The organism is Allobosea sp. GW822-FHT03F07 (assembly GCF_058801345.1).
The window spans coordinates 368,867-392,665 of record NZ_JBXAND010000003.1; the positions used below are offsets into that span (position 1 = coordinate 368,867).

General features: G+C 67.0%; 20 protein-coding genes. 11 read left to right on the plus strand and 9 right to left on the minus strand.

The window, feature by feature from the left end; all coding sequences use genetic code 11:
* Positions 1-2 precede the first annotated feature (2 nt).
* The 5 genes from glcF (at position 3) to AC1RMY_RS13155 (ending at position 6,307) form a co-directional block, all read left to right on the plus strand.
* Positions 3-1,382, plus strand: a complete 1,380-nt coding sequence (glcF, locus tag AC1RMY_RS13135; protein ID WP_492865058.1) for a glycolate oxidase subunit GlcF — start codon at positions 3-5, stop codon at positions 1,380-1,382.
* 192 nt (positions 1,383-1,574) lie between these two features.
* Positions 1,575-3,125, plus strand: a complete 1,551-nt coding sequence (gene hisS / locus AC1RMY_RS13140; RefSeq protein ID WP_492865059.1) for a histidine--tRNA ligase — start codon at positions 1,575-1,577, stop codon at positions 3,123-3,125.
* A 257-nt stretch (positions 3,126-3,382) separates the two neighbouring features.
* On the plus strand, positions 3,383-4,507 hold the full coding sequence (locus AC1RMY_RS13145) for an ATP phosphoribosyltransferase regulatory subunit (protein WP_492865060.1): 1,125 nt from the start codon (positions 3,383-3,385) through the stop codon (positions 4,505-4,507).
* Positions 4,504-5,493, plus strand: a complete 990-nt coding sequence (gene hisG, locus AC1RMY_RS13150; RefSeq protein ID WP_492865062.1) for an ATP phosphoribosyltransferase — start codon at positions 4,504-4,506, stop codon at positions 5,491-5,493. The genes AC1RMY_RS13145 and hisG overlap by 4 nt, the downstream gene beginning before the upstream one ends.
* 328 nt (positions 5,494-5,821) lie before the next feature.
* Positions 5,822-6,307 carry an META domain-containing protein gene (locus AC1RMY_RS13155; RefSeq protein WP_492865064.1) on the plus strand — a complete coding sequence of 162 codons (486 nt, stop codon included), beginning with the start codon at positions 5,822-5,824 and terminating at the stop codon, positions 6,305-6,307.
* A 158-nt stretch (positions 6,308-6,465) separates the two neighbouring features.
* On the opposite strand, the gene AC1RMY_RS13160 is transcribed toward AC1RMY_RS13155, so the two are convergent.
* The 3 genes from AC1RMY_RS13160 to groES all read right to left on the minus strand — a co-directional run bounded on the left by AC1RMY_RS13160 (position 6,466) and on the right by groES (position 10,756).
* Positions 6,466-8,562, minus strand: a complete 2,097-nt coding sequence (locus AC1RMY_RS13160; protein WP_492865066.1) for an ABC transporter ATP-binding protein/permease — start codon at positions 8,560-8,562, stop codon at positions 6,466-6,468.
* 223 nt (positions 8,563-8,785) lie between these two features.
* Positions 8,786-10,423, minus strand: a complete 1,638-nt coding sequence (gene groL / locus AC1RMY_RS13165) for a chaperonin GroEL (RefSeq protein ID WP_492865068.1) — start codon at positions 10,421-10,423, stop codon at positions 8,786-8,788.
* A gap of 45 nt (positions 10,424-10,468) precedes the next feature.
* Positions 10,469-10,756 (minus strand): co-chaperone GroES, encoded by a 288-nt coding sequence (gene groES, locus AC1RMY_RS13170; protein WP_492865070.1) that lies wholly within the window; start codon positions 10,754-10,756, stop codon positions 10,469-10,471.
* A 212-nt stretch (positions 10,757-10,968) separates the two neighbouring features.
* On the opposite strand from groES, the gene AC1RMY_RS13175 reads away from it, so the two are divergent.
* On the plus strand, positions 10,969-11,469 hold the full coding sequence (locus AC1RMY_RS13175) for a MarR family winged helix-turn-helix transcriptional regulator (protein ID WP_492865072.1): 501 nt from the start codon (positions 10,969-10,971) through the stop codon (positions 11,467-11,469).
* 68 nt (positions 11,470-11,537) lie between these two features.
* Positions 11,538-12,017, plus strand: coding sequence for a PaaI family thioesterase (locus tag AC1RMY_RS13180; protein ID WP_492865074.1), 480 nt, complete (start codon positions 11,538-11,540; stop codon positions 12,015-12,017).
* Here AC1RMY_RS13180 and AC1RMY_RS13185 read toward each other — a convergent pair.
* Together AC1RMY_RS13185 and AC1RMY_RS13190 are read right to left on the minus strand one after the other, a co-directional pair.
* Complete coding sequence (locus AC1RMY_RS13185) at positions 12,014-12,856, minus strand: DMT family transporter (protein ID WP_492865076.1); 843 nt, start codon at positions 12,854-12,856, stop codon at positions 12,014-12,016. The two genes, AC1RMY_RS13180 and AC1RMY_RS13185, sit on opposite strands and share 4 nt — an antisense overlap.
* Positions 12,853-13,353, minus strand: a complete 501-nt coding sequence (locus AC1RMY_RS13190; RefSeq protein ID WP_492865078.1) for a GNAT family N-acetyltransferase — start codon at positions 13,351-13,353, stop codon at positions 12,853-12,855. Before AC1RMY_RS13190 ends, AC1RMY_RS13185 begins: the two co-directional genes overlap by 4 nt.
* 266 nt (positions 13,354-13,619) lie before the next feature.
* Here AC1RMY_RS13190 and AC1RMY_RS13195 point away from each other — a divergent pair, with 266 nt between their 5' ends.
* Positions 13,620-15,047: a lipopolysaccharide biosynthesis protein gene (locus tag AC1RMY_RS13195; protein ID WP_492865080.1), complete on the plus strand. Its 1,428-nt coding sequence runs from the start codon at positions 13,620-13,622 to the stop codon at positions 15,045-15,047.
* A gap of 196 nt (positions 15,048-15,243) precedes the next feature.
* Entirely contained in the window at positions 15,244-16,056 is an 813-nt protein-coding gene (locus tag AC1RMY_RS13200; RefSeq protein ID WP_492865082.1) for a L,D-transpeptidase, read from the plus strand.
* A gap of 93 nt (positions 16,057-16,149) precedes the next feature.
* Here the strand turns inward: AC1RMY_RS13200 and AC1RMY_RS13205 are convergent, their stop codons facing one another.
* From AC1RMY_RS13205 to AC1RMY_RS13215, 3 genes are all read right to left on the minus strand, one after another.
* On the minus strand, positions 16,150-16,929 hold the full coding sequence (locus tag AC1RMY_RS13205; RefSeq protein ID WP_492865084.1) for a DUF2076 domain-containing protein: 780 nt from the start codon (positions 16,927-16,929) through the stop codon (positions 16,150-16,152).
* A gap of 115 nt (positions 16,930-17,044) precedes the next feature.
* Complete coding sequence (locus tag AC1RMY_RS13210) at positions 17,045-18,349, minus strand: UDP-glucose dehydrogenase family protein (protein WP_492865086.1); 1,305 nt, start codon at positions 18,347-18,349, stop codon at positions 17,045-17,047.
* Between the two features lie 182 nt (positions 18,350-18,531).
* Entirely contained in the window at positions 18,532-19,302 is a 771-nt protein-coding gene (locus tag AC1RMY_RS13215; RefSeq protein WP_492865088.1) for a L,D-transpeptidase, read from the minus strand.
* Between the two features lie 479 nt (positions 19,303-19,781).
* Between AC1RMY_RS13215 and AC1RMY_RS13220 the strand changes: the two genes are divergently transcribed.
* Positions 19,782-21,797 carry a methyl-accepting chemotaxis protein gene (locus tag AC1RMY_RS13220; RefSeq protein WP_492865090.1) on the plus strand — a complete coding sequence of 672 codons (2,016 nt, stop codon included), beginning with the start codon at positions 19,782-19,784 and terminating at the stop codon, positions 21,795-21,797.
* A 21-nt stretch (positions 21,798-21,818) separates the two neighbouring features.
* On the opposite strand, the gene AC1RMY_RS13225 is transcribed toward AC1RMY_RS13220, so the two are convergent.
* Positions 21,819-22,229: a globin family protein gene (locus tag AC1RMY_RS13225; protein ID WP_492865092.1), complete on the minus strand. Its 411-nt coding sequence runs from the start codon at positions 22,227-22,229 to the stop codon at positions 21,819-21,821.
* 243 nt (positions 22,230-22,472) lie between these two features.
* On the opposite strand from AC1RMY_RS13225, the gene AC1RMY_RS13230 reads away from it, so the two are divergent.
* Positions 22,473-23,702: a M20 family metallo-hydrolase gene (locus tag AC1RMY_RS13230; protein WP_492865094.1), complete on the plus strand. Its 1,230-nt coding sequence runs from the start codon at positions 22,473-22,475 to the stop codon at positions 23,700-23,702.
* Positions 23,703-23,799: the final 97 nt, after the last annotated feature.

Sequence of the window (23,799 nt, forward strand, 5' to 3'; positions counted from 1 at the left end):
ACATGCAGACCAACTTCACCCCCGCCCATCTCGCCTCCGACCCCAGGCTGCCTGCCTCGGAGAAGATTCTCCGCACCTGCGTGCATTGCGGCTTCTGCACCGCGACCTGCCCGACCTATCTCTTGCTAGGCGACGAGCTCGATTCCCCGCGCGGGCGCATCTACCTGATCAAGGACATGCTGGAGAACGGCAAGCCGGCGACCGAAGAGGTTGTGAAGCATGTCGACCGCTGCCTCTCCTGCCTTTCCTGCATGTCGACCTGCCCCTCCGGCGTGCACTACATGCACCTCGTCGACCATGCCCGCGCCCATATCGAGGAGACCTATGAGCGCTCCTGGCACGACAAGCTGCTGCGCCGCGTGCTCTCGGCGATCCTGCCCTATCCGGAGCGCTTCCGGCTCGCCATGCTCGGCGCGATGCTGGCGAAACCTCTGGGGCCAGCGCTCGGCGCATTGCCGCTGGTCGGCGAGCGGCTGAAGGCGATGCTGGCGCTGGCGCCGTCCAGGCTTCCGACGCGTTCGCATATGGAGGGGCCGCAGCGCTTCGCGCCGGTTGTCGCGCCGTCGCTGGCCAAGCGCGTCGCGATCCTCTCCGGCTGCGCCCAGCCCGTGCTCGACCCCGCTATCAACGAGGCGACGATCCGGCTCCTGACCCGCCATGGCGTCGAGGTCGTGCTGCCGAAGGGCGAGGGCTGCTGCGGCGCGCTCGTCCACCATATGGGCCGCGAGCATGACGCGCTCGATTTCGCCCGCCGCAACATCGACGCCTGGATGGCCGAGATCGAGGGCGAGGGGCTGGACGCGATCCTGATCACGGCTTCGGGCTGCGGCACCACGATCAAGGATTACGGTTTCATGTTCCGCAACGAGCCGGCCTATGCCGACAAGGCGGCGCGGGTCTCGGCGCTGGCGAAGGACGTCACCGAATTCCTCGAGACGATCGAGATCGCGCCTGTCCGCGACGTCGCGATGCCGATCGCCTATCACTCGGCCTGCTCGATGCAGCACGGCCAGCAGCTCAAGGACGGTCCCAAGCGTCTGCTCTCGGCCGCCGGCTTCAAGGTGAAGGAAGTGCCGGAGGGGCATATCTGCTGCGGCTCGGCCGGCGTCTACAACATCCTGCAGCCTGAGATCGCCGGGCGCCTGCGTGATCGCAAGGTCGGCAATATCGAGAAGACGAAGCCGGTGCTGGTCGCGACCGGCAATATCGGCTGCATGACCCAGCTCGCGAAAGGCTTCGCCGACAAGGGTGCGACCACCCCGGTCGTCCACACCGCCGAACTGCTCGACTGGGCGACCGGCGGCCCGTTGCCGGACAAGCTGGCGCGGGCGGGGATCGCGGATCGAGCGTTGCGGGCGAGTGTGATGCAGGCTGCGGAGTGACGAGAAGCGCCGTCATGCTCGCCCTTGTGGCGGGCATCCACGTCTTGAACACGACGCTCGACCAGTGAGGACGTGGATGGTCGGGACAAGCCCGACCATGACGGTGGAGGCTTGCGCGGCACAGGCCCTTGCCCCCCGCGCTTGCGCGGTCTACCGAACGCCGCAACGCGCCAGACAACGAAACGAACGCCCATGTCCGCCGAAAAGCCCGCCCCCAAGCTGAAAGCCCGCCAGCCGCGCGGCTTCGTCGATCGCGGCCCGGCCGATGTCGCGGCCACCGAGCGCATGCTCGCCGTCATCCGCGAGAGCTTTTCGCGCTATGGCTTCGATCCGGTCGAGACGCCCTTCGTCGAATACACCGACGCGCTCGGCAAGTTCCTGCCCGATCAGGACCGGCCGAACGAGGGCGTCTTCTCCTTCCAGGACGATGACGAGCAGTGGCTCTCGCTGCGATACGACCTGACCGCGCCGCTCGCCCGCTATGTCGCCGAGAATTACGACGCGTTGCCGAAGCCCTATCGCAGCTATCGCGCCGGCTATGTCTTCCGCAACGAGAAGCCGGGGCCGGGCCGCTTCCGCCAGTTCATGCAGTTCGATGCCGATATCGTTGGCGCAGGCAGCGTCGCGGCGGACGCCGAGATCTGCATGCTCGCGGCCGACACGATGGAGGCGCTCGGCATCAAGCGCGGCGACTATGTCGTCAAGGTCAACAACCGCAAGGTGCTCGACGGGGTGATGGAGGCGATCGGGCTGGGCGGCGAGGAGAATGCCGGGCGTAGGCTGACTGTGCTGCGTGCGATCGATAAGCTCGACAAGTTCGGGCCCGAGGGCGTGCGCTTGCTGCTTGGTGAGGGACGCAAGGACGAGAGCGGCGACTTTACCAAGGGCGCGGGTTTGAGTGGCGAGCAGATTGAAGGCGTCCTGTCCATTACTGTCGGTTCTCTCGACAACAACCGCAATGTGTCAGGAAATTTCGCGCTTGGCTCTATCAAGCCTGTCGAAAGTGGCTTCAAAACCTTGAGCGAAGGTTCGGGTGAGCTAGCAAGCATCCAAAGCTTGTGTCGGGCCGCCGGCTACGGCCCCGATCGCATCCGCATCGACCCCTCCGTCGTCCGTGGCCTCGAATACTACACCGGCCCGGTCTACGAGGTGGAGCTGACCTTTCCGGTCACCAATGATGACGGTCAGGTCGTGCGCTTCGGCTCGGTCGCGGGCGGCGGGCGCTATGACGGGTTGGTCGGCCGCTTCCGGCCCGAGCCCGTGCCGGCGACCGGCTTCTCGATCGGTGTCTCCCGCCTCTATTCGGCGCTGAAGGCGGTGAAGTCGCCCATCGTCGATGCGAAGAACGAGCTGCCCCTCGTCGTCGTCACCGCGATGGACAACAAGTCGCCGGAGTTCATGCCGGGCTATCAGGCCTTCGTTTCGGCGCTGCGCCAGGCCAAGGGCGAGAACGACAAGCCGCTCTGCCGCGCCGATCTCTATCTCGGCGCGTCGGGCTTCAACGCCCAGATGAAATATGCCGACCGCCGCGGCGCGATCTGCGCCATCATTCAGGGCTCCTCCGAGCGCGAGGCCGGCACGGTCGTGATCAAGGACCTGATCCTCGGCGCCGAACTCGCCGCCGCTTCGCGCGACGTGAAGGATTCAGCCGAGCACAAGGCCAAGCAGGCCGAGGCGCAGTTCGCCGTCAAGGTCGAGGAGCTGGTCGAGGGCGTGAAGAAGGTACTCTCGCGACATTCGTGAAGCGCGGGGAACCCTTCTCCCGTATGGGAGAAGGGCAGGGATGAGGGCCCGCCGCCGATCAAGAGGGCGCGACGGAGCCGATGCGCCTTCATCTGAAAGGGCAGGCCCTCATCCGGCGCTCCGCGCCACCTTCTCCCATCCGGGAGAAGGGAAGCGGGCGTCGCGGCTCCCGCGCGTCTTTCGATTCCCGTTCACCCATTTCCCTCAAATGCCTCGAAAATGCGACCCGCCGCTGCTAGGACAGCGCCCGCAACAGGATGAACCCAGCCGTGCCCGCTATCGCAGCTAGCATCGAGACCGTGATCGCGCTGTTCGCGCGCGAGGGCTATGCCCGCGCTGAGCCGGCGATCCTGCAGCCGGCCGACGTCTTCCTCGATCTCTCCGGCGAGGACATCCGCCGCCGCATCTTCATGACGCAGGACGCCGATGGCCGCGACTGGTGCCTGCGGCCCGAATACACCATTCCCGTCGCGCTCGATCACATCGCCTCGAAACGCACCGAGCCCGCCGCCTATGCGTATGCCGGCCCGGTCTTCCGCATGCGCAGCGGAGAGCCCGGCGAATTCGCGCAAGCGGGCCTCGAATCCTTCGGCCGCGACGATTTCGCCGCGACCGATGCCGAGATCATGGCGCTGACCGTCGAGACAACCGCAGCCCTCGGCCTCGCTAGCCCAAAGATCCTGATGGGCGATGTCGCGCTGCTTGGCGCTCTGCTGGACGGCCTCTCGGTTCCCGCCGGCGCCCGCCGCCGCCTGATGCGCGCGGTCGTGCAGGGCAAGGGCGCGCAGGCGGTGGATGCGCTCGATCCGCCTGCCGCCGATGGCGAAACGGCCCATGCCGGCCTGCTCAAGGCGCTGGAGGGGCAGGACCCCAAGGCGGCGAAAGCCTTCGTCGAGGACGTGCTCTCGATCGCCGGCATCTCGACGGTCGGCGGCCGCAGCGCGGGCGACATCGCCGAGCGCTTCTTGGCCCACGCCGCTGAGCGCGAGAACCCCGTCAATGGCGATGTGAAGGCGCTGCTGGCGCAGGTGCTGGCGATCAAGGGCGATCCCGACACGGCCTCGGCCGCGCTGCGCGCGCTCGCCGACCAGGCCTCGCTCGATCTCGGCCGTGAGCTCGACGCCTTTGACGAGCGCACCGGCTTCCTCGCCGTGCGCGGCGTCGATGTCGGGGCGATCGCCTTCCAGGCCGCCTTCGCGCGCAATCTCGACTACTACACCGGCTTCATCTTCGAGCTTCACGATGCAGGCCGAAGCGACGGCAAGCCGGTCGCTGGCGGCGGCCGCTACGATCAGGTCCTCGGCCGTCTTGGCGCTGCCGCCCCGATCCCGGCCGTCGGCGCCTCGATCTGGCTCGAACGCCTGGCGGGAGACGCCGCATGACCGACACTGCTCCCATCGACGACGCCCCGCTGGTCCTGGCCGTGCCCTCCAAGGGCCGGCTGCAGGAGAATGCCACCGCCTTCTTCGGTCGCGCCGGGCTGAAATTCGTCAAGTCACGCGGCGAGCGCGACTATCGCGGCACGATCGCCGGCGTCGAGGGCGCCGAGGTCGCCTTCCTCTCGGCTTCCGAGATCGTCTCGCAGCTTGCCTCGGGCGCGGCCCATCTCGGCATCACCGGAGAGGATCTGGTGCGCGAGCAGGTCGCCGATGCCGACGCCGCTGTCGAGATGCTCACTCCACTCGGCTTCGGCCACGCCAATGTCGTCGTCGCCGTGCCGCAGGCCTGGATCGACGTGCGCACGATGGCCGATCTCGACGACGTCGCCTCGACCATGCGCATCCGCCAGGGTCGCAAGCTCCGCGTCGCCACCAAGTACGTCAACCTGACCCGCCGCTACTTCGCCAGCCACGGCCTTGCCGACTATCGCATCGTCGAGAGCCTGGGCGCGACCGAGGGCGCGCCGGCGGCCGGCACGGCCGAGATCGTCGTCGACATCACCACCACCGGCGCGACGCTTTCGGCCAATGCGCTCAAGATCCTCGACGACGGCGTGATGCTCGCCTCCGAAGCCAATCTCGTCGCCTCGGTGCGCGCGTCCTGGGGCGAGCGGGCGAAGGCGGCGGCCAATGCGATCCTCTCGCGGATAGCGGCGGAAGAAGAAGCGCGCTCGGTGCGCGAGATCCGCGCCAGGCTCGAAACTCCCTCCGATACGCTCGGCGATCTCGCCGCGCTGTTCGGTGCGCGGCTGCCCTTCGGCGCCACAGCGGCGGGCGCGGTCGTGACGATCCATTGCCCCGAGAAGGCGGTGTTCTCGCTGGTCGACCGTCTGGCGAAGGCGGGGGCGGACGACATCACCGTCAGCGCGCCGGCCTATGTCTTCCGCAAGGCCAACCCTCTGATCGAGCGGCTCCAGGCGCGGATCTGATTCCGGCGACGGCAAGCGAGGCCGCCGCTGGGGGGCAGGCGGCCTCGCCGGTCACAGCCGATCCCGGGGGGATGGGCCGGCTGCTGGACCTCATCTGGCCGGACCTCGTGTTTCCGACGCATTTGCTGGTTACGAACGCGATGACGATCCGGATGCAGGTGCGGGCAGAAAAATCCGCGCTTCGTTGTCCGGGGAGCGCAGCGTGAAGTTGCCGGCTGGTCAGCTTCGCGGTTGATTGCGGGACGATAGGCCGCTACGCGCTTTCACAGGGGCGGGCCGATGCGCTAGCTTTCAGTGAATTCCGATTGCACGACCGGGTAAGACGATAATGATTCGACGCCTTGGCTACGCCGCCGCTCTCGCCGTCATGGCCGCGCCCATGCTGATGCCGACGGAAGCGCTCGCGCAGCGACGCCAGCAGATGCCGTCGCGCGAGCAGTTGGGGACGCCGCAAGCCCCGCCGATCGACCAGAAGCAGGAAAAGGATTTTCCGCTTGGAGCCTCCTGGAGCGCGGTGTCGCTGAATGGCAAGCCGATCGCGGATCGCCGCGCCACCTTGATGGTGGACAAGAGCCTGCGCGGCACGGGCTTCGGCGGCTGCAACACCTTCTCGGCCTCGACCTATCCCTTGCGTCAGCAGGGCTTCGCTGTCGGCCCGCTCGCCCTGACCAAGCGCACCTGCGACAAGGGCCTGTCGGAGTTCGAGCGCAGCTTCCTGACGGCGCTGCGTGCGGCGCGCAACTGGGATCTCGTCGGCGGCAAGCTCGTGCTCAAGGGCGGCGCCGGTGAAATTCACTTCGACCGGGCGCTCTGAGGCGTCCGGATATTTCCCTCAGAAACACCGTCGTCATCCCGGTTTGACCCGGGATCCATCTTGGAGCGCAACGCCCTTCGATGGATCCCGGAGCTACGCTGCTTTGCAGCTTGTCCGGGATGACGGCGCGTTCTCGGTGCCTTGACGGGCAAGGCCCCTCAGGCCTCCGCCGGAACCTTCACGGGCATGCGCGGGCTGAAGGTGCCGTCCGCATTCGGCTCCATCGTCACCACCGCATCATGCATCTCGCGCAGCGTGCCGCGATGTCCGATCGAGACCACGCGCGTCTGCGGCAGGGCCTTGTCGATGGCGGCGTAGAGCTCGCCTTCCAGCTTCTCGTCGAGCGAGGCGGTCGCCTCGTCCAGGAACAGCCAGTCCGGCCGGGCGAGCAGGGCGCGCGCCACCGCCAGCCGCTGCTGCTCGCCGCCCGAAAGGCGCTGGCCCCAGAGGTCGACCTCGTCGAGCCGGTCGCGCAGATGGCCGAGCTTGACCTTGTCCATGGCCTCCTGGATCTCGGCATCGTCATAGGCATCGGCCTCGGACGGATAGGCCAGCGCCGCACGCAAGCTGCCCTGCGGCAGATAGGGCCGCTGCGGCAGCAGCATGATCTCGGCATTGGCGGGAATGCCGACCTTGCCCTCGCCGAAAGGCCAGATGCCGGCGATGGCGCGAAACAGCGTCGACTTGCCGGAGCCCGAGGGGCCGACCACCAGCGTCCGCCTGACCTGGCCGAGGTCGAGATCGTCCACCCGCACGATCGGCGCGCCGTTCGGCAGCGTCAGCGTGACGCCGCCGACATGCACGTCGCGGTCGTCAGCGGGGTCGCGATGGATCGTCTTGTCGCCGACGCTCGCCGCCTGCGCCTGGGCGATCGCGGTCTCGAAGGTGGTGAGACGGTTGATCGAGGCGAGGTAGGAGGCGATCGACTGGTAGCTGTTGATGAAGAAGGACATCGCCGTCTCGACCCGCCCGAAGGCCGAGGACACCTGCGTCAGCACGCCGAAGGTGATGGCGCCGGCGAAGTAGTAGGGCGCCAGCAGCACGAAGGGGATGACCACGTTCGCCTGGTTGTAGGACAGGGTGAAGGTCGTCAGCTTCAGCTTGCGCCACATCAACTGGTAGAAGTTCGAGACGATCGCGTGGAAGCTGCGCGCCAGATGCTGCCGCTCGGCCGGCTCACCATGCATCAGCGCGATCTGCTCGGAATATTCGCGCAGGCGCGCCAGCGAGAAGCGGAAGTTCGCCTCGCGCTTCTCCTGTTCGAAATCGAGCGCGATCAACGGCTTGCCGATGAGATGGGTGATCCAGGTCGCCACCGCCGCATAGATCAGCGTGGCCCAGAAGATGAAGCCGGGGATGACCAGATCCGTGCCCGGAACGGTGATCGCGACTGGGATGTTCCAGAGGATGATCGAGAACGAAACCAGCGTCGAGACCTGCGTCAGCATGGTCAGCGAGAAGGAATAGGTCTGGTTCAGGAAAGAGCGCGTGTCCTCCGAGATGCGCTGGTCGGGGTTGTCGGCGGTTCCGGCCAGCGAGATGCGATAATGCGTGCCGCTCTGCAGCCAGCGCCGGCTGTACTCGTCGGCCATCCATTCGCGCCAGCGGATCAGCAGCACGGACTGGGCGACGATCTCGATCAGGCTCGAGATGGCCGAGATCGCGGCCCAGATGCAGAAGACCCAGAGCAACTGCTCCCAGAACGCCGCGGCGTTCTTCTCCTGCAGGGCGTTGTAGAAGTCGCGATAGAAGAAGTTCAGCCGCAGCGAGATGCCGACCTGCGCCTGATTCAGCACGACTAGGAAGACGATCAGCGCGATCGCGAAATGGCCGAGCTTCACCCGGTAGCGGCCCAGCAGCCAGAGATTGGCCTCGGTCGCGTCGCCGGAGAGGAAATAGGGCGAGGAGATGCGCGCGATGCGCTGCACCACCGGCACGAAGGAGATCGCATAGATCAGGATGCCGAACACGGCGACGGTGGTGGCGAGGCTCGTCGGCGGCGCAGCCGCCGCCCAGTCCTGCGGCCAGTAGCCGCCCTGCGCCAGCAGAGCGCCGGCGCCGAAGACGACATATTCCGTGCCGAAGATGCCGGAGAAAATCTTCAGGAAGAAGTCGATCTCGGTCGAGCGGTAGAGAGCCAGCGCCAGCAGGACGCCGACCACGCCCATGCCGATCGTACCGGCGGCTCCGCTCTGCTGTCCGGCGATGAGGGCAATGAGGGCGAGCGCGGCGACGGCGAAACTCAACGGGCGCATCGGCAGTTCCTGATCAGATCTTGAATCGCGGCGATGGCCGCGAGCGCGACCATGTCGCACCGGATGCGGCCGTTCAATGGCAAGCCGTCAAGATGAGCAAATTGTCATCCGTGGGATAGGCCGTGAGCGGACCCGCCCGCACTCGGTAACGAGGTCCAAAACGGAAAAGGCCCGGCTTGCGCCGGGCCTTCCCATGTCTTCGCAGGAGCGAAGGGTGGCTGGATCAGAAGTCCATGCCGCCCATGCCGCCGCCGCCCATCGGGGGCATCGGGGCGTCCTTCTTCGGCAGCTCCGCGATCATCGCCTCGGTGGTGATGAGCAGGCCGGCGATCGAAGCCGCGTCCTGGATCGCCGTGCGCACGACCTTGGTCGGGTCGATGATGCCGGCCTTGACCAGATCGCCGTATTCGCCGGTCTGGGCGTTGTAGCCGAAGGCGTAGTCCTTGGACTCGAGCAGCTTGCCGACCACGACCGCGCCGTCATCGCCGGCGTTGTCGACGATCTGCTTGGCCGGGGCCATGATCGCCTTGCGGACGATCTCGATGCCGGTCTTCTGGTCGTCATTGGCGGTCTTGATCGACTTGACGGTCGACAGGGCGCGCAGGAGGGCGACGCCGCCGCCCGGCAGGATGCCTTCTTCGACCGCAGCGCGGGTCGCGTTCAGGGCGTCGTCGACGCGGTCCTTCTTCTCCTTGACCTCGACCTCGGTCGCGCCGCCGACGCGGATCACCGCGACGCCGCCGGCGAGCTTGGCCAGGCGCTCCTGCAGCTTCTCACGGTCGTAGTCCGAGGTGGTCTCCTCGATCTGCGCCTTGATCTGCGAAACGCGTGCCTCGATGTCCTTCTTCTTGCCGGCGCCGTCGATGATCGTGGTGTTCTCCTTCTCGATGCGCACCTTCTTGGCGCGGCCGAGCATCTGGAGGGTCACGGTCTCGAGCTTGATGCCGAGGTCTTCCGAGATCATCTGGCCGGCGGTCAGGATCGAGATGTCCTCGAGCATGGCCTTGCGGCGATCGCCGAAGCCCGGAGCCTTGACGGCCGCGACCTTCAGGCCGCCACGGAGCTTGTTGACGACGAGGGTGGCGAGAGCCTCGCCCTCAACGTCCTCGGCGATGATGAGCAGCGGCTTGCCGGTCTGCACGACGGCCTCGAGGATCGGCAGCATCGCCTGGAGCGACGACAGCTTCTTCTCGAAGATCAGGATGTAGGGGTCCTCGAGCTCCGCCACCATCTTCTCGGAGTTGGTGATGAAGTAGGGGGAGAGATAGCCGCGGTCGAACTGCATGCCCTCGACGACGTCAAGTTCGGTCTCGGCGGTCTTGGCCTCCTCGACGGTGATGACACCCTCGTTGCCGACCTTCTGCATGGCGGTCGAGATCATCTTGCCGACCGACTCGTCGCCATTGGCCGAGATGGTGCCGACCTGCGCGACTTCCGCGTTGGACGTGACCTTCTTGGAGTTCTTCTTGAGGTCGGCGACGATGGCCTCGACGGCCAGATCGATGCCGCGCTTCAGGTCCATCGGGTTCATGCCGGCGGCAACCGACTTCAGGCCTTCGCGCATGATGGCGGCGGCGAGGACGGTCGCGGTCGTGGTGCCGTCGCCGGCGGCGTCGTTCTGCTTCGAGGCCACTTCGCGCACCATCTGGGCGCCCATGTTCTCGAACTTGTCGGCGAGCTCGATCTCCTTGGCGACGGTGACGCCGTCCTTGGTGATGCGCGGAGCGCCGAACGACTTGTCGATCACGACGTTGCGGCCCTTGGGACCCAGCGTGACCTTGACGGCGTTGGCGAGGATTTCGACGCCGCGCAGCATCCGGTCGCGCGCATCGGTGGAGAACTTGACGTCTTTGGCTGCCATGAGAGCAACTCCTTATGAGATGTCGGGAAAGGGGGTCTCAGGCGTTCAGCCGATGACGCCCATGATGTCGGATTCCTTCATGATCAGGAGATCCTGGCCGTCGATCTTGACCTCGGTGCCGGACCACTTGCCGAAGAGGACGCGATCGCCCTTCTTGACGTCCAGCGCGACGAGCTTGCCGGCGTCGTCACGAGCGCCGGGGCCGACGGAGATCACCTCGCCCTCCTGGGGCTTTTCCTTGGCGGTGTCAGGGATGATGATGCCACCCTTGGTCTTCTCTTCGCCATCAAGGCGGCGGACCACGACGCGGTCATGCAAAGGACGGAACTTCATGGTTCTGTCTTCCTCTCGGTAGAATTCGATGCAGGCCTCTGAAGGACCCGCGATGGGCATCTGTTAGCAGTCTCGTCATGCGAGTGCCAACGGATGGGCGGGAGATAGGCGCGTGCCCGCCGTGAGTCAAGAAACGATCCCCACGAAAGGTGAATCCGTCAGCCGTGGCGGTGCTGGCTGGCGTCGGCGTTCGAACACGCTAGCATGGCGGAATGACGACAGATGCGCCCGCTCATGCCAGGTCCGATCTGGCCGGCTCCGACCCCTCCGGCCCTGGCCCGCAGTTGGATGACATCGCCCGCGCCTGCGTCGCGCTGCATGTCCGCATGACGGCGCGCGCGGTGACGCGCGCCTACGACGAGGCGATGCGGCCAACCGGGCTCAAGATCACGCAGTTCGTGCTGCTCTCGGCCCTCAGTACCGGCGCCTGGCGCTCCGTGACCGAACTCGCCGACCGCTTCGCGCTGGAGCGGACCTCGCTGACGCGCAACCTGCAACTGCTCGTGACGGCCGGTTTGATCGAGCCGGTCGAGTGCAAGGGGCGCGCCTCGATCTATGCCGTGACCGCCAAGGGGCGGGCCGCGATCGAGGCCGCGATCCCGCATTGGCGGAAGGCGCAGGATCGCATCGAAGGCGGGCTCGGCAAGGACAGTTGGGCCGAGACGCGCGACCGGCTGAAGGCGCTGCGTCGGGTCGCCCGCGGGACATCATGACACCGGCTTGACCGCTCCTCCGCCTGCCTCTTATCGTGTATCTACACATCGAGTGAAGTGGAGGAGAGATGGCGCGCGAAGTCGGAGTGGTCACGCGGGAAACGCTGTTGGCCGGCAGCGGTCTCGATTTCCTGCGCGGGATGATCGAGGGCCAACATCCCGGCCCGCCGTTCGCTGATGCGATGGATTTCGACCTCGTCGAGGTCGAGGAGGGCAGGGTGGTCTTCGTCGGCCGCCCCTCGGCGCGCTTCTTCAACCCGCTCGGGACGATCCATGGCGGCTGGACCGCGACGATCCTCGATTCCGCCATGGCCTGCGCGACCCATGCGACGCTGAAAGCCGGCGAGGGCTACACCACGCTGGAGATGAAGGTGAACTATGTCCGCCCGGTCATGCCGGGCAGCGGCACGGTGCGCTGCGAGGGCAAGCTGATCCATCGCGGCGGCACTGTGGCGACCAGCGAGGGCCGCCTCGTCGACGAGCGCGGCAAGCTGCTCGCGCATGGCACCGAGACCTGCATGATCTTCCCGGTGAAGGCGGCAGGCTAACGCCGGCTGATCGCGATCGCCCCCGCGACGATCAGCACCGCACCGGCATAGGTAGTGATCAGCGGCACCTCCTCGAAGACGAAATAGCCGAGCAGGCTCGCCCAGATCAGCGCGGTGTATTCCAGCGGGGCGAGCCGCGAGGCCTCTGCGCGGGCGAAGGCCGAGGTCAGCGTCAGGTGCCCGGCGACGCCGAGCGCGCCCGCCGCGAGATAGACCATTAGGTCCTTCGCCGTCATCGGCACGAAGCTCAGCGCGGCGGGGATGGCGAGCAGCAGCGCTGGTCCGCAATTCTGGAAGACGACGATGATCGCCGGATGCTCTTTCATCGCGATCCGCCGCAGCAGGATCAGGTTGAAGGCATAGGCGACCGCCGAGAACAGCGCGGCGGCGACGCCGAGGCCGGCTCCGCTGACATGGCCCTGCAGGCGCGGCCAGACCATCACCAGCATGCCGGCGACGCCGAAAGCGAGCGCCTGGAAGATGCGCCCGTCCATCCGCTCCTTGAGCAGGATGCCGCCGAGCAGCGCGACGAAAACCGGCGCGAGGAAGGCGAGCGTCAGCGCCTCCGCCAGCGGCAGGACCGACAACGAATAGAAGAAGCTGCCGGCCGTCAGCACCACCACCGGAACCCGGATGGCATTGCCGATCAGGCTGGCGCGCGTCGGTGCCGGCGGGCGCACGAAGGCGAGCACGACGAGCGCGCAGAGCCCGCCCATGGCGAAGCGCATGAAGAGCGTGACGATGAAGGGATGCGCCTGCATCTGCGCCTTCACCACCGCATCCATGGCGGTGAGCAGCGCGATGCCGAGCACCGCGCGGAAGGCCGGGCCGATGGTCATCCTCGCGGCGGCAGGTTCAGGCGGAAGTGATATTCCCAGGTCGCGGAGACGTCCGCGAGGTAGCGCTCGCCCGGCCAGCGCCGGAAGCCGAGCTTCTCGTAGAAGCGATGGCCGCGGGCGAAGCGCGTATCCGACCAGAGCATCATCTCGGCGAAGCCGCCTGCCTGCGCGAAGGCGACGGCTTTCGCGAAGAGCGCCTGTGCCAGCCCGGTCCCGCGAAAGGCCGGGTCGGCATAGACCTTGGTGATCTCGACCGCGTTCTGGCCAATGACAGGCGCGACGCCGAGCGAACCGGCGATGCCGCCATTCGGCGCATCCGCGACCCAGAGCCGCCCTCCCTTCGCGGTGAACGCACTCGCAGGCTTCCGCAACTCCGGGAACTCGTCCCAGACGAAATGGCAGTTCGGATATTCGGCGAAACTCGCCGCGATCAGGGTCGCGAGCGGTTCCGAGTCGTTGTCGCGGGCCGGGCGGAGCGGAAGCTGTGGGCTGGTCATGGCCGATCGATTAGGGCCAATCCCGGCCGCGCGATAGGGCCAGGCCGCGATCTGCCCATGCGGTCAACGCAGCAGAGCAAGTGCAGCATCGACCGCCGGTTCCGCCCTGCGCAGCGCGGCGCCAGGCACAGCGCAGGTGGTTCCCCTTGGAAAACGCCGGAGGGCCGACTAGGCCATGGTGGCGGCAGGTTCACACCGCGCGCCTGAGTCGCATATAGCCACCCGCCGCATCGGCGCCATGCTTCGTACGACATGACAGAGACGAGATGACGGTCCTGCTGCCCTTCGTCGTCAATGCCGGGCTGAACTTCGTCCTCGGCCTGCTGATCGCGTTTTTCCTCGGCCCGGCGGAGTTCGGCCGCTATGCCATCGGCGCGGCCATCATCGTCCTCGTCAACACCGCGATGCTCGACTGGATCAGGCTCTCGACGGTGCGCTTCTATTCGTTGAGTGCGCGCGAGACGCAGCCCGAGATCCGCTCGACGCTCGATCTCCTCGTCGCCGGCGTCAGCATGGCCCTGTGCGCTCTCCTGCTGGCGGCGATCGTCGCGGGCGTAGATTTCCGCATGCCCGCGACGATGCTCGCCGCGTCCGTTCTGGCAGGCATCGGCGCCGGCCTTTTCGACTACCACGGTGCGATCGCACGGGCGCGCTTCCTCGATGCCGCCTATGCCCGGCTGGTGATCGTCAAGAACGTGCTGGCACTGATCCTGATGGTCGGTGGCGCCTGGTTGACGGGTAATCCGACTGTCGTGCTGCTGGGCGGACTTCTTAGCGCGGTTGTGGCGCTCGTCTCGGTGCGCCGCACCCTGGCCGATGCGCCGCTTTCCGTCGCGATGGCGCGCCGCGATGTGGCCTGGACCTTCGCGAAATATGCCCTGCCCATCGTCGCCGGCAACGCGATCTATTCCCTGATTCCCCTGCTCAACCGCTCGCTGCTGGCCGGTGGGCATGGCTTTGCCGAGGCTGGCTACTTCTCTCTGGCCTCCGACATGGGCCTGCGTCTGTTCGGGACGCTCGGTGCGGCGCTCGAGATCGTGCTGCTACGCCAGGTGATCCGCCTCGACGAGACGCGGGGACGGCGTGCGGCGCAGAAACGGATCGCGGCCAACATCGTCATCGTGCTCGCCGTGGCGCTGCCGGCCGTCATCGGTTTCGCACTGGCGCTACCGGCCTTCGACCGCCTGCTGGTGCCGCCGAGTTTCCAGGGCCGCTTCTCGACCTATATGGCGCCGCTGCTGCCGGGCTTCGTCGCGATCGCGATCTTTCAGGCGGGTCTCTATCCGGCCTTCCTGATCGAGAAGCGCACCCTTGTCGCAACGCTCGCGGCGATCATCGGACTTGGCGCCAACGTCGCCATCGTCGTGGTGTTCGCGTCGTCGTCCCCCATCTTCTATGCCGCGGCGCAGACGGCGGCCTTCCTGGCCGTGCTCGTCATCACTGCGGTGGCGGCGCTGCGACTGCTGCCGGTGTTACCGCCATGGCGCGACTGCGGCGCGGTTCTGCTCGCCGTGGCGGCTATGGCGGCTGCGATCTGGCCGCTGCGAGACCGTTTCGCCGCCATGCCGGAACTCGTCTTGCAGCTCGTCCTTGGGGCTCTTGTCTATGGCGCCGTCATCCTCGCCTGCGATGTCGCGCGCTGGCGCACCCTGCTGCTGCTCTGGTGGGCAACGCGGCGCAGCCGACAGTCCTGATCAGGCGGGCGATGGCGGGACAGGAGCTTTTGCTTGCGCAACGCTTCCTTCACCTTGTCTTTTTCCACGACGATAAGGTTAATTCGTTGATTTCGCTGGTTTGACGGCTCTGAAGTCCGGCCAGAGTCAACAATTCACCATTCCTTTTAAGACGCCCCCTCAGGCTTTCCGCAGTTGATGTCGAGAGAGTTGCGTCATGCGTCCAGTCCTCCTGGTTTCGTTGCTCGTGCTGTCGGGAGCGGCTGCCGTGCCCGGAGCGGCGCTCGCCCAGAGCTATGCCTATCCCGCTCAGGTCGATCCGATGGCGACGGCCTCTACGGCGCGCCGCAACTACGGCGGCGGTTTCATCGAGATGCTGATGACCGGCCGCGATCCGGGTCCGCAGGGCCGGGGCGCGGCCGTCTACAACCGGCCGGGCGGCTACTCCGCCTATGGCCGCAACGTCCGGCCGCAGGCCGGTTACGAGACAGACCCCTTCGAGCAGGCGGCGGGGCAGAGGGCGGGTCGGCGCGTCGCAGCGCTGGGCCAGCCGATCGAGATGGAACGGCCGATCGAGCGGGTGATCGATCCCCGTTTCCATAAGCAGGAGGTCGCCTATGACGGCCCCCAGAAGCCCGGCACGATCATCATCGACACGCCGCAGCGTTTCCTCTTTCTGGTCCAGCCGGGCGGCCGCGCCCTGCGCTACGGCATCGGCGTCGGCCGCCCCGGCTTTTCCTGGGCCGGCATGAAGAGCGTCAGCCGCAAGGCCGAATGGCCGAACTGGACGCCGCCGCCCGAGATGCTGAAACGCCGGCCCGACCTGCCGCGCTTCATGCCGGGCGGTCCGGAGAACCCGATGGGTGCGCGCGCCCTCTATCTCGGCTCATCGCTCTACCGCATCCACGGCACCAACGAGCCGCATACGATCGGTCAGGCCGTATCCTCTGGCTGCATCCGCATGACCAATGATGACGTCACCGATCTGTACCAGCGCGTGCGCGTCGGCGCGAAGGTGCTGGTGATCTGAGATCGCGCGGCTTGAGACCCTGACGAGAGAACCCGCCCGGCTCGCGCCGGGCGGGTTCTTCATTTCGGACAGCAGACCGAAAGGCCGCGCCGTTCAGGTCCAGCTATCGTCGTCGTCGCCGCCGTCGAACATGCTGGAGCCGTCGTCGTAGCCTGCATCGACGGGCTCCTCATGGGCGGCCTGCTGATAATTGGCCTCGTTCGACGAGCCGTCGTTGTAGCCGGCCTGGTTGGTGTTCGCCGACGCGTCCTGCGCCGGCGTGCTCGCGCCCGCTTCCGCCGGCTTGGCCTCAGCGGCCTTGGCCGAGCCGCCGCCGAAGGCATTGGTCAGCACGTTGCCGAGCATCATGCCGCCGGCGACGCCGGCCGCCGTCGTCAGCGCGCTCGCCATGAAGCCGCCGCCGCGTCCGGGAGCCTGCGCCGCCTGGTTGGACCAGGGGCCGGGCTGCGGCGCGCCGGGGCCTGGCTGCGGGGCGGCCGGAGCCGCCATCGCACCGGGCTGCTGCCGTGTCCAGGCCGAGGAGGGCGTCTCCTGAGAGCGCTGCGGGAAGGACGGCACCGAACCGGCACGCGCGGCAGGCTGGGCGCCGCCGCCGAAGATGCCCGACAGGAAGCCGCCGGACTGAGCCGGGGCCTCGGCCGGACGGCTCTGCAGTTCGCGCAGTTGCGCCTGCAGATCCTCGACCTGCGCCTGCAGGTTGGTCAGCGCGGTTTCCTGGACATAGACCGCCTGCGCCATGGCGTAGGGCGCATAGGGTTGCTCGCGCAGGCGCTGTGCGATGTAAGTCTCAGCCTCGGGGTCGCGGGGCTGGTTGGCCGCCTGCTTCAGGCGGTCGAAAATCCCGGCGATCACGTCGCGTTCTTGCGGCGTCATCGTCATCTCCTCTCATTCGGGCGGCGCGGATGCATCGCCGCTCAAGAGGTGGTGCCTGCATGTGACGGTATCAAGGCGCTGGCGACGGCTCGTGACGATGGGTCACGCCACGGAATCAGGCATTGCCGACATTGCTGTAGGTGAAGCCGCGGCGGCGCATGTCGTCCGAGCGGTAGATGTTGCGGAGATCGACGACGACAGGCGCGCGCAGGCTGCTCTTGATTCGGTCGAGGTCGAGCGCGCGGAACGCGTCCCACTCCGTCACGATCACCAGCGCATCGGCCCCGTCGATGCAGGAATAGGGATCGGCGGCGAAGCTGACGCCGCTGAGCAGCGCCTTGGCCGGCTCCATGCTTTCGGGATCGTAGGCGACGATCTCGGCGCCGCCATCTTGCAGCGCGGCGATGATCGCGAGCGAAGGCGCCTCGCGCATGTCGTCGGTGTTGGGCTTGAAGGCGAGCCCGAGCACGGCGATCCGCTTGCCGCGCACGCCGCCGCCGCAGGCGGCGATGACCTTGCGCGCCATGGCACGCTTGCGCTGGTCGTTGACGGCGACGACCGTCTCGACGATCCGCAAGGGGCTGCCGAGATCCTGCGCCGTCTTCATCAGCGCCAGCGTATCCTTCGGGAAGCATGAGCCGCCGAAGCCGGGGCCCGCATGCAGGAACTTAGCCCCGATCCGGTTGTCGAGGCCGATGCCGCGCGCCACTTCCTGGACATTGGCGCCGACCGCCTCGCAGAGATCGGCCATCTCGTTGATGAAGGTGATCTTGGTCGCGAGATAGGCGTTGGCGGCGTATTTGATGACCTCGGAGGTCCGGCGCTGGGTGAACAGCAGCGGCGCGGCATTGAGGTAGAGCGGACGGTAAAGCTCTTCCATGGCTTTGCGGGCACGCTCGTCATCGGTGCCGATGACGATACGGTCGGGGCGCTTGAAATCGCCGATGGCGGCGCCTTCGCGCAGGAATTCGGGGTTCGAAACGACAGCGAAATCGGCATCGGGCCGGGTTTCGCGCATGATGCGTTCGACCTCGTCGCCGGTGCCCACCGGTACGGTCGACTTGGTCACGATCACGGTGAAGCCGTCGATCTCGGCGACGACGTCCCGAGCGGCCTGATAGACGTAGGAAAGGTCGGCATGGCCGTCGCCGCGCCGTGTCGGCGTGCCGACCGCGATGAACACGGCATCGGCGCTGCGGACAGGCCCTGCCAGTTCCGTGGTGAAGCTCAGGCGGCCTTCGCGAACGTTCTTGGCGACGAGGTCGTCGAGGCCCGGCTCGAAGATAGGGATTTCGCCGCGGTTCAGCGCGTCGATCTTGGAAGCGTCGGTATCGACGCAAGTCACGATATGGCCGAAATCGGCGAAACAGGCACCCGATACAAGGCCGACATAGCCTGAACCGATCATCGTCACGCGCATAGGCTCGCCTCTCCCGACTCGCTGGGCGCGATCCCTGCCACGGGTGGCAAGAGGGTGGCGGGCGCGGCCAGCACTACCCGCCTACACCAAATTGCTGCACCTGCACAACAGATCGGATCGCACTGCACCCAGGCTTGGTGAAGGGTGCAGTTGTCAGGCTCGTGACGCGCTCTGCGGCTTCGTCAGATGCTGCCTTCGGAGGTGAACTCGTCGAAGCTCTCGCCGGGCTCCGGCGCGAGCAGCTGCCCGCGGTTCAGCACGACCACCGTCGTGCCGGTCGGGACGCGGCTATGGAGGTCGATCACGTCCTGGTTGAACATGCGGATGCAGCCGCTCGAGACCGATTCACCGATCGACCAGGGCTCCGTCGTGCCGTGGATGCGGTACATCGTGTCGCGGTCGCCCTGGTAGAGATAGAGCGCGCGCGCGCCGAGCGGGTTTTCGAGGCCGGCCTGCATGCCGCCGGCCCATGGGCCGTTCTTCCCGGGGTCGCGCGCGATCATCGCGGCCGTCGGTGTCCAGCGCGGCCACGCCGCCTTGCGGCCGACCTTGGCGCGACCGCGCCAGGACATCCCCTGCTTGCCCACGCCGATGCCGTAGCGGATCGCCCGGCCATTCTCGCGCACGAGATAGAGATACTTGTTGTCGGTATCGACCACGATCGTGCCGGGCTGCTCGCGCGTCGGGTAGGCAACTTCGCGGCGCAGGAAGCGCGGGTCGACCTCCGAGATGTCCGTCGCCGGCAGCGGGAACTGCTCGTCCGGGCGCTCGCCATACATCGCGAGGTACTCCGCGCTGACATTGGAGCGGGGCGCATGCGCCATCTCGTAGGGCTGCTGCGGTCCTGACACGCAGGCCGCCAGAAGCAGTGGCATCAGCAGAGCCGAGAGACGCTTCAGAAGGTGCTTGGACAGGGTAGGGGACAGGCGGTCGGCGGTCGTGTCGGCGGGCATGAAGTTTGGCTCTGCTGTATTGGTCTTGCGGGCGCGGATCATCAACGGCGGAGAAGCGGCGGCGTTCCATCGCAAAACGCCGCACGAACCGTTCAAGGCGTCGGTCATGGCCGTGGGGTGAGCGCGATATGGCGAAAATGTGGCGGTCAGCCGTTGTGGCGGATGGGCAACAGGCGCCGGTGCCGCCGGGTATATCGGGAATGCCGGCAGACGGCCCGAGCAAGGCTCCCCAAGGTTAAATCATTCTTCACGCCTTTGATTAAGTCTAATCTGAGTCTGAGTGGCTGTCGCAGCCGTTCGATCACGAATTTCGGCGACGAGGCACGAACAGATCAGACTTGTCGGTGCCTATATTCGCGCCTCTTTGAGGAGCGCTGCCTACCTATAAATCACAAAACCCGGGCGTCGGTTGTACATCTTCGAAGGTCTTGTAAGAGACCTCGATGACTGCACGGGCGCCCCTTCCGGAATGGGTCCCCATGAAGAAACTGTTGACCATTCGCCTCCCGATCGCCACCCGCCTCGCCATGGTTGGTGTCTTTTTCGTCGGCATCGCGGTCGCCGCATCCGTTCTGGTCTCTCTGCAGGCCGCCGAAAAGGCGATGCGGGAGCGAGCCCAGGCCAGCCTCTCGGTCAACATCAACCTGCTGCGCGATCTGCTCGCGACGAAGGGCGAGCCCAGGCTCGAGGGCGACAAGCTGTTCTTCGGTAACGAACTGGTGAACGGCAATTTCGCTGCGGTAGACAAGGTCAAGACGCTGGCGGGCAGCACGGCGACGGTCTTCATGGGCGACGTACGGGTCGCGACCAACGTGCAAAAACCCGACGGTTCACGCGCCATCGGCACGAAGCTCGCGCCCGGCGCGGCCTATGACGCCGTCTTCAAGCAGCGCGCCACCTATTCCGGCGCCGCCGACATTCTCGGCACGCCCTATTTCACGATCTACGAGCCGATCATCCAGAAATCCGACAACAGCGTCATCGGCGTCCTTTATGTTGGCATCAAGCAGCAGGATTTCCTGGCGGTCATCAGCGAGATGATCACCCGCAACGTCATCGCTGGTCTGGTGATTGCCGTCGTCGCCGGCGTGGCGCTCTTCCTGCTCGTGCGCCGGATGATGAAGCCTCTCGCCAGCCTCAAGGGGGCGATGGAGCGCCTGGCCGCCGGCGATCTCGCTTCCGTCGTCCCGACCTTCCGCAGCGGCGAATTCGCCGACATGGCGGGAGCCGTCAACGTGCTGCGCAACGCCGCGATCGAGAAGGAGCGGCTCGAAGTCGAGGCGGCGTCCCAGGCCAGCCTGATGGATGAAACGCGCCGCTCGACCGAGGAGCAGCGCCAGCTCTCTGCCCAGCAGCGGCTCCAGCAGGCGCAGGAGTTGGAGAAGGTCGTCAGCGCGCTCGCGGCTGGTCTGGCGGAGCTGTCGCACGGCAACCTGACCCACCGGATCGATATCGATCTGCCGGCCGACTACGCCAAGCTGCGCGACGATTTCAACGCGACAGTGGATCGCCTGTCGTCGACGGTGAAGACGATCCAGACGACGACGGCGGATGTCGGGCTGGCGGCCCGCGAGATCAACATGGGCGCCGACGACCTGTCGAAGCGCACCGAGGAGCAGGCCTCTTCGCTCGAGGAGACCGCCGCCACGACCGAACAGCTCGCGGCTTCCGTGAAGGCCACCGCCCAGGCCTCGCGCCAGGCGGCCTCCGTCGCCGACGAGGCGATGCAGGCGGCGCAGTCGGGCGGCGCCATCGCCGGCCAGGCGGTCGACGCCATGGCGCGGATCGAGACCGCCTCGACCAAGATCTCCGACATCATCCGCGTCATCGACGACATCGCCTTCCAGACCAACCTGCTGGCGCTCAACGCCGCGGTCGAGGCGGCGCGCGCCGGCGACGCCGGCAAGGGCTTCGCCGTCGTCGCCTCGGAGGTGCGCACCCTCGCCCAGCGTTCGAGCGAGGCGGCCAAGGACATCTCAGCGCTGATCTCCTCCTCGAACAGCGAGGTCGGCGAGGGGGTGAAGCTCGTCCGCCAGGCCGGCGAGCAGCTGAGCCAGATCCTCAGCGCCTCGCAGAAGGTCGCGGCGACCATCGCCGAGATCTCGGCGGCCTCGGGCGAGCAGGCCAGCGGCATCGACGAGATGAGCCAGGCCGTCGCCCATCTCGACGAGATGACGCAGGCCAATGCCGCGCTCGCCGAGCAGAGCGCCGCCTCGGCCGGCTCGCTCACCGGGCGCATCGGCCAGCTCAACGATCTCGTCGCGACCTTCCGCACCGGGCATGACGCGGGCGGCACCGTTCTGGCCTACCGTCCACCCGCACCGGCGCATGCCCCGGCACCGGCTCCGGTCCGCGCCGCGCCGCCGGCGACCGAGCCCGCCCGCCTGCGCCAGATCGCGGAGGCTGCCTTCGTTCAAGCCAAGGCGCCCTTGCCCCGCACCCCCGCCAAAAAGGTCGCCAATGGACATGACGACACCGGCTGGGAGGAGTTCTGAGAAAGCGCGGCGGGCCCCCGCTCAGGCGCTGCGGCCCGCCGCGATCATCGTGCCGGCGATTTCGCCATAGAGCGATGTCCAGGCACGTTCGACCTCAGGCGTGAAGGCGGGCCCCAGCGATGTCTGCAGCGTCCAGATCAGGGCGGCGCCGACACTGTCGTAATGCCGCTCCTCGACGCCGTAGCCGCGATGCCCCCGGCCGAGCTTGTTCAGCAAGGCGGTGAGGCCGCCGGGATCGCGCAGCGTCGCGATGGCGACCGTCAGCGTCTCCATCAGCTTGACGCCCTGGGCAGCGACGTCGCCCTTGAACAGCGGCCTGACCTCGGGATCGATCTCGAACAGCCGTGCATAGAAGAGCTGGGCGGTCTCGCCCTTGCGCCGATGGAGATGCGCGAAGCTCTCCCTGACCAGTTCGATGTCCGCGTCGGTCATGGCGCCCTCCGCTGTTCGAACTCCGGGTCGCTGGGCGCCCGTCGCTGCCGGTCCGTAGATTTTCATTCGTGCAATTTTAGCATGAACCAACCGGTTCGCTAAACGCCGAAGCTGGTCGCCCGTTGACCGTGCAGGCATCGACAGGCGCAGGGCGGCCCGACTATGGAGGGATGTCTGACGGGGCCGGCGGCCTGCATAATGCGTGCGCGCCGGCCCTGACGAGCCTTGCCATGGAGATGACGGATGAGCAGCAATCTGAGGATCGACGGCGCCAGGCTGGTGTCGCGGCTCACGGCACTCTCCGCCATCGGCGCGACGCCGGAAGGCGGCTGCCGCCGTCTCGCCCTGAGCGATGAGGACAGGCAGGGCCGTGACTGGCTGGTCGGCGAGATGAATGCGCTCGGCCTCGAGGTGAAGATCGACGCGATCGGCAACATCGTGGGCATCCTCAAGGGCCGGGAGGATGGGCCCGCTGTCATCATGGGCTCCCATATCGACACCGTCGGCACCGGCGGCCGCTTCGATGGCGCGCTCGGCGTCGTCGCCGGCGTCGAGGTGCTGGCGACGCTGCGCGACGCCGGACTGACGCCGAAGCGCGACATGGCCGTGATCGCCTTCACCAACGAGGAGGGCGCACGCTTCCACCCCGACATGCTCGGCTCCTATGTCTGGGCCGGCGGGATGAGCGTCGCGGCGGCCCATGCCGAGCTGGACGCCGACGGCGCGGTGCTCGGCACGGAATTGAAGCGCATCGGCTATGAAGGGCCCGAACAGCCGGGCTTCCTGCCCGCGCATGCCTATCTCGAAATGCATATCGAGCAGGGGCCGGTGCTGGAGAGCGAAGGCGGCGGGCTTGGGGCCGTCACCGGCATCCAGGGCATCTGCTGGCTTGAGCTGACGCTCAAGGGTCGGCCGAGCCATGCCGGCACGACGCCGATGCTCTATCGCAAGGATCCGGGGCTGGCGGCTGCGCGCATCAACATCTTCGCCAACGAACTGACGAAGACGATACCGGGCCAGCTCGCCAATTGCGGCGTCATCCGCGTGCAGCCGGCCAACGTCAATGTCGTTCCAGAGACGGTCATAATGACGCTGGACCTGCGCAACCCGCTGGACGCGCCGCTGGCCGAGGCAGAGGCCGCGATCCGGACCTTCTGCGCCGAGCTTTCGGCCCGCGACGGCATCGAGATCGCCTTCCGCGATCTCGCCCGTTTCCCGGCGACGCCCTTCGCGGAGGAACTGATCGTGGGCGTCGAGCAGAGCGCCGCCGAACTCGGGCTGCCGATCCGCCGCATGATCTCCGGCGCAGGGCATGACGCGCAGATGATGTCGCGGCTCTGCCCGACCGCGATGGTCTTCATCCCCTCGATCGGCGGTCTCTCGCACAACCCGGCCGAATTCAGCACCGACGAGGACATGGCGGCGGGTGCGAATGTCCTGCTGAGCGCGGCCTGGCGCGTCGCGAATGCCTAGGTCGGATCGTCATTGCGAGCGCAGCGAAGCAATCCAGGAAGGTTCGCTCGACGGCCCCTGGATTGCTTCGCTGCGCTCGCAATGACGGCGAGGCGTT